The sequence below is a fragment of the Rhodobacter sp. P2_H5 genome, from assembly GCF_056403335.1.
The window spans coordinates 227192-240623 of sequence record NZ_JBFUFS010000006.1 but is presented as its reverse complement, the minus strand read 5'-3'; the positions used below and the strand labels follow the sequence as shown (position 1 = coordinate 240623).

The 13432-nt window shown below is 63.9% G+C and carries 13 protein-coding genes; 1 reads left to right on the top strand and 12 read right to left on the bottom strand.

Going from position 1 to position 13432, the window contains the following annotated elements:
• Nucleotide 1 precedes the first annotated feature (1 nt).
• Nucleotides 2-1306: an NAD(P)/FAD-dependent oxidoreductase gene (locus AC1DVR_RS10745; protein ID WP_478000560.1), complete on the bottom strand. Its 1305-nt coding sequence runs from the start codon at nucleotides 1304-1306 to the stop codon at nucleotides 2-4.
• A 94-nt stretch (nucleotides 1307-1400) separates the two neighbouring features.
• Between AC1DVR_RS10745 and AC1DVR_RS10740 the strand changes: the two genes are divergently transcribed.
• On the top strand, nucleotides 1401-2291 hold the full coding sequence (locus tag AC1DVR_RS10740) for a LysR family transcriptional regulator (RefSeq protein ID WP_478000559.1): 891 nt from the start codon (nucleotides 1401-1403) through the stop codon (nucleotides 2289-2291).
• A gap of 4 nt (nucleotides 2292-2295) precedes the next feature.
• Here AC1DVR_RS10740 and AC1DVR_RS10735 read toward each other — a convergent pair whose 3' ends face one another.
• From AC1DVR_RS10735 to AC1DVR_RS10685, 11 genes are all read right to left on the bottom strand, one after another.
• A complete protein-coding gene (locus AC1DVR_RS10735) occupies nucleotides 2296-3090 on the bottom strand; it encodes a 3-methyl-2-oxobutanoate hydroxymethyltransferase (RefSeq protein WP_478000558.1) in 795 nt (264 codons plus the stop codon).
• Complete coding sequence (locus AC1DVR_RS10730; RefSeq protein ID WP_478000557.1) at nucleotides 3090-3401, bottom strand: MocE family 2Fe-2S type ferredoxin; 312 nt, start codon at nucleotides 3399-3401, stop codon at nucleotides 3090-3092. Before AC1DVR_RS10730 ends, AC1DVR_RS10735 begins: the two co-directional genes overlap by 1 nt.
• A gap of 1 nt (nucleotide 3402) precedes the next feature.
• Nucleotides 3403-4509: a fatty acid desaturase family protein gene (locus AC1DVR_RS10725; protein ID WP_478000556.1), complete on the bottom strand. Its 1107-nt coding sequence runs from the start codon at nucleotides 4507-4509 to the stop codon at nucleotides 3403-3405.
• Between the two features lie 9 nt (nucleotides 4510-4518).
• Entirely contained in the window at nucleotides 4519-5703 is a 1185-nt protein-coding gene (locus AC1DVR_RS10720) for an aldose 1-epimerase family protein (RefSeq protein WP_478000555.1), read from the bottom strand.
• A gap of 43 nt (nucleotides 5704-5746) precedes the next feature.
• Nucleotides 5747-6658: a sugar phosphate isomerase/epimerase family protein gene (locus tag AC1DVR_RS10715; RefSeq protein ID WP_478000554.1), complete on the bottom strand. Its 912-nt coding sequence runs from the start codon at nucleotides 6656-6658 to the stop codon at nucleotides 5747-5749.
• A 14-nt stretch (nucleotides 6659-6672) separates the two neighbouring features.
• Nucleotides 6673-7764: a Gfo/Idh/MocA family protein gene (locus tag AC1DVR_RS10710; protein WP_478000553.1), complete on the bottom strand. Its 1092-nt coding sequence runs from the start codon at nucleotides 7762-7764 to the stop codon at nucleotides 6673-6675.
• A complete protein-coding gene (locus AC1DVR_RS10705) occupies nucleotides 7761-8834 on the bottom strand; it encodes an ABC transporter ATP-binding protein (RefSeq protein ID WP_478000552.1) in 1074 nt (357 codons plus the stop codon). The genes AC1DVR_RS10710 and AC1DVR_RS10705 overlap by 4 nt, the downstream gene beginning before the upstream one ends.
• Before the next feature lies 1 nt (nucleotide 8835).
• Nucleotides 8836-9927, bottom strand: a complete 1092-nt coding sequence (locus AC1DVR_RS10700; RefSeq protein WP_478000551.1) for an ABC transporter ATP-binding protein — start codon at nucleotides 9925-9927, stop codon at nucleotides 8836-8838.
• Nucleotides 9924-10805, bottom strand: a complete 882-nt coding sequence (locus tag AC1DVR_RS10695) for a carbohydrate ABC transporter permease (RefSeq protein WP_478000550.1) — start codon at nucleotides 10803-10805, stop codon at nucleotides 9924-9926. Before AC1DVR_RS10695 ends, AC1DVR_RS10700 begins: the two co-directional genes overlap by 4 nt.
• Entirely contained in the window at nucleotides 10802-11662 is an 861-nt protein-coding gene (locus AC1DVR_RS10690; protein ID WP_478000549.1) for a carbohydrate ABC transporter permease, read from the bottom strand. The genes AC1DVR_RS10695 and AC1DVR_RS10690 overlap by 4 nt, the downstream gene beginning before the upstream one ends.
• Nucleotides 11663-11757: 95 nt before the next feature.
• Nucleotides 11758-13368 carry an extracellular solute-binding protein gene (locus AC1DVR_RS10685; protein ID WP_478000548.1) on the bottom strand — a complete coding sequence of 537 codons (1611 nt, stop codon included), beginning with the start codon at nucleotides 13366-13368 and terminating at the stop codon, nucleotides 11758-11760.
• Between the last annotated feature and the right edge of the window lie 64 nt (nucleotides 13369-13432).

Sequence of the window (13432 nt, the reverse complement as noted above, 5' to 3'; positions counted from 1 at the left end):
CTCATGTCTTGGGGGAGCGGGCGTCGATCAGGTGACTGACCTGCGCGCCCATTTCGTAGAAAATCTCGCGCGGACCGCGCAGGGCGATGGGCTGCATCGGCGTGACGGGCAAGGGCATGTCGGCTTCGGCGGCCTCGCCCAGCACCAGGGCAGAGAGGCACTGGCCAAAGACCGTGCCGGGGGCGATGCCCCGGCCATTATAGCCCGAAAAGCTGTAGGCCTGCGGCCCCAGACGGTGCATGCGCGGCAGGCTGTCGGCGGTCATGCCGATGCGGCCATACCAGGCATGTTCAAAATCAAGCCCCTTCAGCTGCGGGAAAAGCCGGGTCATGGCGCGGCGTGCCCAGGCCTCGTGCACCGCCCGCCCGGTGCCGCGCAAAGCCCCGACCGAGCCGAAGACCAGCCGCCCCGCCGCATCGCGCCGGAAGGAGGTGAGGATCTGCCGCGTGTCCCAGGCCCCCTCCAGCCCCGGCAGGACGCTGGCCTGTTGGGCGGGGCTCATCGGCTGGGTGGCAAAGTTGAAATAGGGCAGCAGGATCTGTTCCTGCCGAATCTCGCGGTGGATATGGGCGGTGTAGGCATCGGTGGCGACGAATAGCCAGCCGGCCTTGACCTGCCCTTGCAGCGTCTGCGCCCGCCATTCGGCGGCGTGGCGCAGTGACAGGACCGGGCTTTGGGTATAGATCCTGACTCCCTGCGCGAGTGCCGCCTGCGCCAGCCCCCGCGCATAGGCCAGCGGCTGGATCGTGCCCGCCCGATGGTCCAGCAAAGACCCGGCATAGGCCGCGGTGCCAACCCGCTGCGCCGTCTCGCCCGCGCCCAGCAGTTCGACCGCCGCACCAAGCCGCTGCCACTGGCGGGCGCGCTCCTGCAACTCGGTCAGACCCTCGGGGCCAACGCCCAGATGCAGCGTGCCCAGAGGGACCGCCTCACAGGCGATGCCCAGACGCGCCACCAGATCGAAAACCTGGCGCGGCCCTTTGCCCAGAAGGTCAATCAGCCGATGCCCATGGTCGCCCAGCCGCGCCACCAGCGCCTCGGGTTGCACCCACATGCCGGCATTCACGAGACCAACATTGCGCCCCGCCCCGCCAAAGCCCACCTGATACGCCTCCAGCACCACGACCGAACGGCCCGCCTCGGCCAAGTGCAGGGCTGCCGAAAGGCCGGTGTAGCCGGCGCCGACAATCACCACATCGGCCAGAACCTCGCCCACCAGCGCGCCGGTGACAGGCGCAGGCCCCGCCGTCCGGCCCCAGAGGCCATGGGTCATGTCATTCATCTGCGGCATGGGCGGCTGCGGCATTGCGGACTCTCTTTCGGAGGTGAGGCATTATCACTTGCCAAATCCGCCACGGCTAACGAGGAATGGCAATGACTTCATTCCACAGGGTAATGACATGCGCACACCCCGACGCTTTTTGCCCGGCCTGCACTTTCTCGCGGCCTTCGAGACGGCAGCCCGTACCGAAAGCGTCACGGCAGCGGCGCAGGAACTGGACCTGACGCAGGGCGCAGTCTCGCGCCAGATCCGCGCGCTGGAGGATCTGCTGGGGGTCGAGCTGTTCAATCGCCAGCGCCAGACCATCAGGCTGAACCACGCCGGCAAGGCCTATGCGCGCGATATTCGAGACGCTTTGCAGAAGATCAGCACGGCGTCCCTGAACCTGCGCGCCAATCCCGCCGGTGGCTCGCTGACCCTCGCCATCCTGCCGACCTTCGGCACCCGCTGGCTCGCCCCGCGCCTGCCGGGCTTTCTGTCGGCCCATACCGGCATCACGCTGAACCTGGTGACCCAGCTGCGCCCCTTCGACTTCGCCAACGAGACGATCGACGCCGCGATCCACTTCGGCGATGCCGACTGGCCGGGCGGGCATTGCGCTTTTCTGATGGAGGAGGACGTGATCCCCGCCTGCGCCCCCGCCCTGCGGGACAGTCTGGCCCTGACCCGCCCTGAGGACATGCGCCGCGCGCCGCTGTTGCACCTGACCTCGCGCCCCGATGCCTGGGAACAATGGTTCGCCCATCAGAAGGTCGAGGCCTCCAACGTCCACGGCATGTTGTTCGACCAGTTCGCCACCCTGGCGCAAGCGGCGGTCGCGGGCCTTGGCGTGGCCCTTCTGCCGCGCTTTCTGTTCGAGGAGGAGCTGGCGCTTGGCAAGCTCGTTCCCGCGCTGGAGGCGCCGATGCGCAGCCCCTCCAGCTATTACCTCTGCTGGCCCGAGGAACGCGCCGATTACCCGCCGCTGCAGGCCTTTCGCGGCTGGCTGGAGGCCGAGGCAAAAGCCTGAAACGTCAGGCGATCTGACGCAGGAAGGCCGCCAGTTCCTCCGCCTTCATCTTCACCACATGGCGATCCTCGGGATAAGCGCCCGACGCGACATCGGCGATGAACTCGCGGTAGGCGGCGACACGTTCGCGTTGCAACCGGTCGAATTCGGCGGCGAAGTTGCGATAAACCTTGGCATGGCGCGGCATGTGGCCCCGGTTCATGCCGAGAATATCTTCGGAGAAAAGGTACTGCACGTCACAGCCCGGCCCCGCCCCCATCGACCAGAGCAGGATCTTGACCCGCTTGCTGATCTCGGTTGCGACCTCCACCGGCACCACCTCAATCTCGACCGCGAAGGCGCCAGCCGCTTCATAGGCGCGGACTTCCTCCAGCATCGCGGCGGCGGTGTCGGCAGTCTTGCCCACCGCCTTGAATCCGCCGGTAAACGTGTTGCGTGAGGGGACGAGGCCGACATGCCCCACCACCGGGATATGCTCGTCCGCGAGGAATTTCACCGTGGCGAGGCTGCCCGAGCAATACATCGCATCGGCCCCCGCCATCAGCATCTTGCCGGAAAAGCGCAGGTAATCGTCCCGCGTTCCGGTGCTGCGGTGGTCGTAGCCGGTCATCGAAAACAGGCCCGGCGCGACCTTGCGATATTCGGGATCTGTGACCAATTCCGGCGGAACAGAGACGATATCTATCCCTGCCTCCTCGGCCGCCGCGGCCTCCTCCAGGGTGAAGACGCGCAGCATCGTCAGTTGCCCCTGACCCTTCTTGCCCCTCAGATCGGCGACGGTGGGTTTTTGCCGCGCCATCACGCCACCTCGATTTCAACAGCGTCGCCAACAACACGGGCGGGATAGGTGGCAAGGTTCACGCAGACCGGGGCGCGAAGGGCGGCGCCGGTCTTGTAGTTGAAACGACCATTGTGCTTGGGGCATTCGATCTGATCGCCCATCACCAGCCCATCGCAGAGATGGACCTTCTCATGGCTGCACAAGCCATCGGTGGCGAAAAACGCGCCCTTGGGGTCGCGGTAGATCGCATAGGTTTTGGCCCCATGATCAAACCGCAGCACGTCTTCAGGGTCGATGTCATCCACATCGCAGGCTTTGATCCAGGGCATCTCAGGACTCCATTCCCGAACGGTCGGGCACTTCTTGGTGAAACTCTTCGCGGTAGGGGCGGGCCGTGGCGGGCAGCACCTTGCGCAGGTAATAGCCCTTCTGCCGACGCTGACGGATCACCGCAGGGACCATTTCCCGATAGGCCGCCCAGATCGAGGGGCAGGGTGCGGGCAGGTCGTGCTTGATGAGAGCATGCAGGCGCGGCAGGGCGTGATAGGGCACCATCGGGAACATGTGATGTTCGACATGGTAGTTCATGTTCCAGTAGATCCAGCGGCTTACCGGGTTCATGTAGCAGGTGCGCGAGTTCAGGCGGTGGTCGGTCACATCCTCGGCCAGGCCGCCATGCTGGATCAGGCCGGTCATGTACATATGCCAGCAGCCGTAAAGCCGGGGCAGACCGATCAGCATGAAGGGCAGGATCGACCGCATCCAAAGCGCGGTCACCAGCGTGGCCAGATAGATCGCCATATGCACCCGCGCCCAGAAGATCGCCTTCGGGATCTCGGAGGCCGGGATATAATCCCGCTCGTCCGCGCTCATGTTCCCCATTGCGTTGCGGGCGATGACCTTGAGCGACTGGTAGGCGTCAATCGGGCTGAGAAAAGCCTGAATCTTCATCCAGATATTGGTCGGGTGCATGAAGCCGATCTCGGCATCCCTTCCAACGATGATCGTGTCGGTGTGGTGCCGCGCATGGCTCCAGCGCCAGTTCACCGGGTTGCGCATCACCATGAAGCTGGCGATGTGATAGACCACATCGTTCATCCAGGAGGTCTTGAAGGCCGTGCCATGCCCCGCCTCGTGCCAGCGGCTGTCGCAGCAAGACCCGTACAGCACGCCATAGACAAAGAAAAACGGCACGCAGGCCCAGGTGCCCCAGTAATAGACCCCGCCAATCCCGGTCAGCACCAAAAGCCCCAGCCAGATGACCGTATCGCGCAGCGCCGGTTGATCCGACCGCGCCATCAGTTCCTTCATCACCTTGCGCGGGATTTCGGAGTGATACCATTCGGCCGAAGCCAGCCCAAGGTCGATGGCGCGCTGCGCATTCGGCCCGGTCAGCGAATAATCGCGTTGTTCCACAAGGGGTTGATCGTAGGGCATGGTCTTCCTCTATTTCTGCCCGCGCCCGGTCAAAGGCCGGAACTGGCCCGAGGGTGTGGGGTAATCTTCTTGCGGCTGGCGGGCGATGGCGGTGATCTTCGCCTCGGAGGCGGCGATCTCCTCCGCCCCGTCCAGAATGCGAAAACTGCTGTCATAGAGCCGGTTTTCTTGCGGCCCGAGCCAGATCATCTCCCCCCGCTCGCGCGCGGCCAGGTCGCCCAGAACGTGGTGGGTGGAGGGTTCGATGCCAAGGGCATAGCCCCCGGCCTGAAAGTGCTGCCATTCGTACAGGCAGGGCAGCTGGTCCTTGCGGGTCGTCACTTCGATCCCGAGCGCAAGCCGGTCGTTGATCAAGGCAACGGGGACCTCTTGGGCCGCATTAGAGCCACATTCGTGCTGCCAGACCTGTTCGGCGAAATTGTCCATCGGCGCGGGCAGGCGGCGGTAGCCCACGCCTTGAACCCTATAGCGCTCGGTGTGCGCGGCCCAGACTACATCGGTGATCGGGGCGACATAGCGTGCCCCTTCGGCCAGCAAGGGGGCGCCGATGTTGATGTGGTAGAAGAACATATGCGGCGTGGGCAGGAAGCCGGTGTTCTGCACGCGGTCGCTGAGGCGGATCTCGTTGGAACCCAGATCGACTTCGATCCGCCGGAACAGGGTCAGATTCTCGCCAAAGGTGGCGGCTTGGCGCACCCGGCCTTCGGCCCAGAGAATGCAGCGATCCCCCTCCCATCGCTCGCCATAGCCGGTCAGCTTAGCGGGGATGGTGGAGATGCGGCCGTGCAGGCCGTGCGTGTTGGTCTTGATGCCGGGGTAGTTGTAGTTTTCGGCCGGAACCTCGGCTGGCCCGAGGGTGTGATCCAGCCCGCAGGTCACCAGAAAGCCCGAGAAGCTGCGGCCCCAGGAAAACCCGCCCTCGCTGTCATATTCATGCAGGCCGGGGTGACGGACGCCGGAAGGCCCGTACCAGCCGATCGACTGGCCCTTGTATTCGACCTCGCACATGTCAAACGCCCGATCGACCAGCACGGTAAAGCGCAACCCGGTGCCGGTGCGGAACTCCAGCATCCGGATGCCGCGCTCCAGACCGTCCGACAATTCCATCAGCCGCACACCGCCATAGGCCCCGAGGCTGCCGGAGCGGCGGGCGATTTCAAGCGGGGTCAGGTCTTCTCCGAACAGTCTGGGCATGTCTCACCTTTGGTTGGGGCGGCGGATGTCGCCGCCCGTCTTGTCACACTCCGTTGGCGACGAACTTGCCGTCAAGGAAGGCTTTGGAGCGCGGCACATCGGCCTCGTCCAGGTGTTCGATAATCACCGGGATATTGGGGTTCTTCTCAGCCAGGCGCTGCAGATAGAGGTCATAGTTCAAGACCCCCATCCCCGGCGCATCCAGCGCAATCGCACCCACGCCGCGGAAGGTGTGGCTGGCCAAAGCGTCATCATCGCCAATGTCGGCATGCTTTTCGGACGTATCCTTGGCGCGGGCGACGTCCTTGGCATGGGCGATCTTCACCTTGTCGGCCAGCGTGTCGAAGACCTGGTTCAGAACCTTGTCCATCGAGTCGATATTGTGATCCTCGAAATAGTTGGTCGGGTCCATCAGCAGGCCAAGACCCGGGTGATCGACCTGCGCGAACATCTTGACGGTTTCCTCGACGCTGCCCACCACGTTGTTCACATAGGTTTCCAGCAGGAACTGGGCGCCGTGGTCATAGGCGACCTGAGACAGTTCCGCGATGACCTTGCGGCACATCTCGAAGCCCTCTTCGGACTTGTTCTTCGGGTCCGACATCCATTCGGACTCCGTGTTATAGGTCCCCGTTTCCGAGATGACATAGGGCGTGCCGAAGCTGCGGGCGTTGCGGAGCAGTTCCTTCAACCGGTCCACATTGGCTTTGCGATGCGCAAGGTCAGGATGGATGATGTTGGTATAGCCGGAAATGCAGCAGATCGGCAGGTCATGGGCGCGGAACGTGTCGCGCACCTGTTTGGCCTTGGCGCCGGTGATCTGGCCCGCCGACAGGTCGATGTCCTTGAAATGCAGGTCCAGCTGCACGGTGTTGAAGCCGTGGCTGCGGATGCGCTTGGCGGTCTCCTCCAGCCCGTAGGGGAAATAGCCGGTGAAAATCCCGGATTGCATCATGGTGAGTTCCTCCCTCAGTTCGTTGATATTTCGGACAGTTTGACCGTGCGGCCCTCGGCTATGGACTTGTAGCCCGCCTCGATCAGCGCCACGGTTTTGACGTTGTCGGCGACCGACAGGGCCGGGGCGGTCCCGGTCGTGACGGCATGTTGCAGCTGTTCCATCACGCCGATGAAGGCGTGCGGGAACCACATCGTGTCCCAAGTTGGCGTGACCCATTTGCCGCCGGTGGTTTTCTGTGAGGCATAGGTCAGCGTGCTCGCCGCTCCGGTCGGCCAGCCAATCGCGCCCTTGGCGACACCTTCGGTACCCTCCACCCGGAAGGTAATCGACTGGTCGTTGTCGTAACCCTCGGCACGCGGGCCAGACCAGACGTCTTCAAGGCTGACGGCAAGAACGCCGGACTCGAAGCGCAGGGTTGAAACGGTGATGCCATCCGAATGGTCAAAGGTGGTGCGGGGGTCCTTGCGGGTCAGGGTGGTGATCTCCACCGGCTCGCCAAACAGGAAGCGCAGCACGTCGAGGTGGTGGACGGACATGTTGGCCAGGGTCAGACGGTCGTAGCCTTCGAGGAAACCCTGCCAATGCGGGATGGCGTGCATGTCGATCTGGGCGAAAACAATGTCACCAAGCTCGCCTTTTTCAAGGATCTGCTTCAGGACCCGCATCGACTGGTCATAGCGCATGTTCTGATTGACGCTGAGCACCTTGCCCGCCTTGGCCGCCGCATCGCGCAGCGCAATCGCATCGGCGAGGGTCAGGGCGAGCGGCTTTTGCGCCAGGATCGCCTTGATATGCGGCTGCTTCAGTGCCGCATAGATCAGCGCGGGCTGCTGGTCCGGTGGATAGGCGATGTCGAGCACCTCGATCGACGGGTCGGCGATCAGCGCCTCGGGGGTGTCGTGCACCTTGGGGATGCCCCAGCGGGTGGCCACGGCCTCGGCCTTGGCTTTGGTGCGGCTGGCGATGGCGCCGACGGTGAAGCCGGCCTCTTTATAGGCGGCCAGATGGCATTCGGCCATGATCATGCCGGCACCGATGCAGCCAATGGTCAGGCCTTTGCTCCGCACCGGCGGATCGGGTTGAAAGCCCAAAGCGTCACTCATGTTCTCGCTCCTCCCAAGCGGGGGAGGGCCTGTCCGCCCGCCCCAAACCAGATCACCTTGGCCGCATCGCAGGACAAAGCCACCTGCGCGCCTACCCGCATGTCGGGCTGACCGCGCAGCATGGCGCGCAAAGGCTGCGCACCGGCCTGCAGCGTCACTACGGTATAGCCGCCCAAAGGCTCCACCTCGGCCACAGTGGCGGGTTGCCCGGCCCCGGCATAGGGCGAAACGCGCAGATCCTCCGGCCGCAGGCCAAGTTCGGCCACGCCGACCAGCGCATCCGGGGCTCCCACAAGGATCGCGCCCGAGGCCGCCTCGAACGCCGCCCCGATCCGCCGGGCGGGCAGGATGTTCATCACGGGAGAGCCCAGAAACCGCGCCACATAGGTCGTGGCCGGGTTGTCGTAAATCTCCACCGGCGAACCCACCTGCCGGATCGCGCCATGTTCCAGAATGGCCATGCGGTCGGCGACCGACATCGCCTCTTCCTGATCGTGGGTGACATAGATCAGCGTCCGCCCGGCCTCGCGCTGGATGCGCTTCAACTCCACCCGGGTCTCCTCGCGCAACCTTGCGTCGAGGGCGGAAATCGGGTCGTCCATCAGATAGGCCGCAGGATCACGCACCAAAGCGCGGGCAATGGCGACGCGCTGGCGTTCGCCACCGGAGAGCTGGCCCGGCATCTTGTGCAGGATATGCCCGATATGCAGCTTTTCCGCCGCATCTTTCAACCGCGCTTCGATCTTGGCCGGAGCTTCGTGCCGCTCGATCAAAGGGAAGCGGATGTTGTCGGCGGCCGTCATATGCGGGAACAGAGCCAGATTCTGGAACACCATCGCGATGTTGCGCGCGGCGGGAGAGACGGTGTTGACGACCTTGCCGTCGATCAGGATCTCGCCGGAGTCGGGTTTCTCCAGCCCGAGGATCAGCCGCAGGATCGTGCTTTTGCCCGACAGCGGCGGGCCGAAGAAGCAGAAGAACTCGTTGTCGGCGACGGTAAAGCTCGCCTCATCGACGGCGAGGATGTCCTTGTAGCGTTTGGTCACGTTGCGAAAGGCGATTTCAGCCATGTCAGAGACCTTTCAGGGCTGCGCCAGTGGCGGCATCAAACAACCGGACCGAAGCGGCGAGCGGGGCGAAATGCAACAGCTGGCCCACGGCAAATCCGGCGTCATTCTCCAGCACCACCTTGGCGGCAGAGGCGCCCTGCCCCAGATGCAGAATGGTCCGCGCGCCGATCCGTTCGACGAAGGTGATCGGCAAGGCCATGCCCTGACCCTCGGCCACGAGGGCCACCTGTTCGGGGCGAAAGCCATAAACCACATCGACCCGCGCCTGCCGCAAAGCTGCGGCCTGCGCCGGGGCCAGCGCGGGCGTCATGCCAATCGGCCCAAGGTCCAGGACCAGACCCGAAGGCGTTTCCACTGCCCTGCCCTGCAGCAGGTTCATCCCCGGCGACCCGATGAAGCGCGCGACGAACAGGTTGGCGGGGTTGTTGTAGATCTCCAGCGGGGTGCCGACCTGTTGCAGCACCCCATGGTCCATCACAGCGATGCGGTCGGCCATCGTCATCGCCTCCAGCTGGTCGTGGGTCACATAGACCATGGTTTGCCGGAAATTGCGCTGAAGCTGCTTGAGCTCGGTCCGCATCACGGCGCGGAAGGCGGCGTCCACGTTGGACAGGGGCTCGTCCAGCAGGAAAATAGCAGGCTCCATCACCGCACTTCGGCCAATCGCCACCCGTTGCAGGATGTTGACCGAGAGGCCCGCCGCCGGACGATCCAGCATCGGGGTCAGTTGCAACAGTTCGGCCATGGCCCCCACGCGGCGGGCGACCTCTTCGGCCGGGCGGTGGGTGGATTTCAGGCCATAGGCCAGGTTCTGCCGCACCGTCATATGCGTAAAGATCGCATAGTTCTGAAAGACGAAGCCCACGCCGCGCTGCCCCATCGGCACGCCGGCCATGTCACGGTCACCAAACAGGATGCGCCCTTCCGAGGGCCGTTCCATCCCCGCGATCATGTTCATCGTGGTGGACTTGCCGCAGCCGGAGGGCCCGAGCAGAGCCACAAACTCGCCATCCGCGATGGTCAGATCCATGGTCTTCAGCGCCGTGAAGGGGCCAAAGCGTTTGACGAGGCGATCAAGGTGAATAGCGCTCATTGGCGGCTCATCCGTTTGAGGGCCCAGACACAGGCGATGGAAAGGACGATCAGGATCGCCAGCGCGATGGCCGCGACATAGCCCCAGATCAGATCCTGGGTGGCGATCTTGTAGATGTAGACGCTGATGGTTTCGGTCGCCACACCAGGGCCACCGCCGGTCATGATGAAGAGCGTGTCGAAGATCTTGAAACACTCGATGACGCGGATCGCCAGTGCGATGCCGATGATCGTCTTCATCCGCGGCAGAACGATGGTGCGGAAGCGTTGCACCGGCCCGGCGCCCAGAAGCGTTGCGGCACGGATCTGATCCTCGGGGACGCCGACCATGCCCGCCAGCAGGATCAGGAACATCAGCGGGGTCCATTGCCAGATATCGGCACTCATCACCGCGAAAAGGGCGAGGTTAGGGTCTGATAGCCAGGCGAGCGTGACCGGGTGGCCGACGAAATGGGCCAGGATGTCATTCACCGGCCCGCCCGACTGGAAGAGCATGAAGAACATGTAGCCGGCCACGGCAGGCACCACCATCATCGGCATGATCAGGATCGAATAGGCGATCCTCTTGCCGGGGAAATCGTCCATGAACAGGGTGGCGAGGCCGAGGCCCAGGAGAAACTCCACCGGCACGCAGACCAGCATGACAAGGGCGGTGCGGCCCAGCGCGGCCCAGAGCCGGCTGTCGTGCAGCAGGTCGGTGTAATTGGCAAAGCTGTTCCACATCGACCAGGCTTGCGTCCAGGACAGGCCCGACAGCGGCGACCAATCGGTCAACGAAATGTAAAGCTGCATCAGCAGCGGGAAGACCGAGATGAACAGGACCAGCACCTGCGCCGGCAGGGTCAGGCGGAAGCCGAGCTTGGCGGATTCGTCTCTCATTGCTTCAGCGCTCCAAACGTCAGCCCGCGCACCAGGTGTTTCTGGATCAGGACCCCCATCACCACCGGCGGGACGGCGGCAATCAGGCCCAAAGCGGCCTTGGCCCCGTAAAGCTGCCCGGTCATCGAGGAGGAAAGCGAGGCCATATAGACCGGGATCGTCACCCATTCCCGCGTCGTCAGCAGCAGCGCGATCAGATAATCCGACCAGTTCAGGATGAAGACAAACAGCGCGGCCGAGGCGAGGGGCGCCCGCATCATCGGCAGGGTGATGCGCCAAAATACTCGGGCGCGGCTGCAGCCTTCGACCAAAGCCGCCTCCTCGATCTCTTTCGGCATGTCGTCGAAGAAGGTTTTCATCAGCCAGAAGGCGAAGGGCAGCGTGACGATGCCGTAAACCAGCGCCAGCCCCCACCAGCTGTCAGTGAAGTTCAGGAAGGCCCACATGATCATCACCGGCGTCATCACCGCCATCGGCGGGAAGAGCCGCAGTTGCACCAGCGCCAGCGGCAGGTTGGCCCCGCTGCCGAACCGAGACAGCCCGTAAGCCGCCGCCGTGCCCGCCGTCATCGCAATAACTGTCCCTATTCCAGCGGAAAGGAACGATGCGAAGATCGGTTTCAACGCCGTCTTGTCCAGCGTGGCGATCAGGTCATTGGTGCTTTGGCCAAAGATATAGCGAAAGTTGTCCAGCGTCGGCGCGCGCGGGATCCAGGTCAGGTTGGCCCCGGTGGCCTGCCACTCCGGGATCGGCTTGAAGGCCATCGAGGCCATCCACAGGATCGGGATCAGCGCCACGGCGATGGCCAGCAGGATGGCGAAATAGCGAAAGGCCGTGAAGGCCAGCGAGCGGGTCATGGGGATTCCGGGCAATGATGGGTGGCCGGCGCGTGGTCCGCGCGCCGGCCCTTGGTCGGCCCGTCGTCCTGGGAACGACAACGGGCCGGCTTCTTTCACATCGGGTCAAGAACCGTAGGCCAGGCGGCCTTGTTGGCCTTGATCGCCTCGATGATCTTCTCTTGTCCGGTGCGGCGGGTGATCTTCTTCCACTCGGTCTCGGTATCGGCCATGGCCTGCGCCGCCGTCTTGGCCCCGGTGAGCGAGGCCATGAGGTTTTCGTCCAGCGCGTTGTGGAAGGCGGTCGCCCCCGGGTAGTTGATGGTCGGCACCGTGCGGGCCACCGTCTCGCGCACCACATCCATGTGGTAGGCATGGTAGGTCTCGCGCACCAAAGGATCGGCAAAGTCGTTGAGGCTGAAGGGATCGAAATAGCCACCCGGATTGGCGGTCATCCAGCTGTAAATCCGCGCCGAGCCCAGCCATTGCAGCAGCAGATAGGCGACCTCGGGGTATTGCGACTGGGCCGAAACCATGCCGGTGAGGCTGAACCACAGGACCGAACGGCTGACGATCCTGCCGTCGATCTCGTTGCCCGGCGGCAGCATCGAGCCGATCTTGCCGGTGACTTTCGACCCGGTGTTGCCCGCATTGTCGAGAAACTTCGGCAGGTTGGAAAAGGCGCAGGTCATCGCGGCGCCACCAGCGGCGAAGTTGCCGTATTGCTCCGGCCAGCCCCAGCTGATCGCGTCGGGCGAGTGGTGCGAAAGGCTGTCGACATAGGCCTGGGTCGCGGCAACCCCTTGATCGGAATTGATCAGCGGTGCGCCGTCGTCGCCAAAAAGGTACATGTTGGGCGCTGCAGTCGAGACATAGCGCTGATACCAGTTGGTATAGCCCCAGCCCTGATTGCGCAGGTCGGTCGAGCCGAACAGGCCCTTGTCCGGCCGCTGGAAGAAGGCCGCGATATCGGAATGCTGCTTCCAGGTCTTCGGCGGGGCGAGGTCGTAGCCGTATTTGTCCTTGAAGGCCTTTTGCTCGGCCGCATCGCCAAACAGGTCGGTGCGGTAGACCCAGGTCTGGAAATCGCCGTCCAGCGAGACGCCATAGGTGCTGCCGCGATACTGGTTCAGCAAAGCGACACCCTGCGCGCCGTTCACATAGCCGGTCTTGGGGTCATCCCACTGCGGCTTGTGCTGGGCCACATAGTCATCGAGCTTGGCAATCCCGCCCGATTCCGCCAGATCGCCCAAGCGGTTCCACTCGGTCGAATAGATGTCATAGGCCCCACCCTTGGTGGAGATATCCTGCATCGTCTTGGTGAATTCCTGGCCATTGGGCAAGCCGACGATCTCCAACGGGATGCCGGTTTCCTTCTCCCACAGATCCTTGATCGAGGGCGCGCCTGCCGGGAAGGGCTTGGTGAGCTGCCCGATCGAGCCGTCCGACAGGCCGATCACGATCTTGGCCGGGGCCTTGCCCGCGCCCTTCAGCGTCTTGACCGCCTCGATCGCCCGGCCCTCGGGCGTGTCGGCACCATATTGGTAACGCTCGGCCCCGTCGAACCCGGTCGGTCCGCCAATCATGCCGGGGGCCAATGCGTCACTGGCGCCAGCCCGGGCCGGGCGGATGAAACGCGGGGCAAGCCCGAGGGCGGCCCCGTAGACAGCGAATTTCCCCCCGGTCGTCAACAAGCTGCGCCGCGATATGCGGGTCTGTTGGTCCATTGCTTTCCCTCCCAAGACAGCAGAGCGCATGCGTTGATGCCCTCAAGGTGATGATTAATGATGA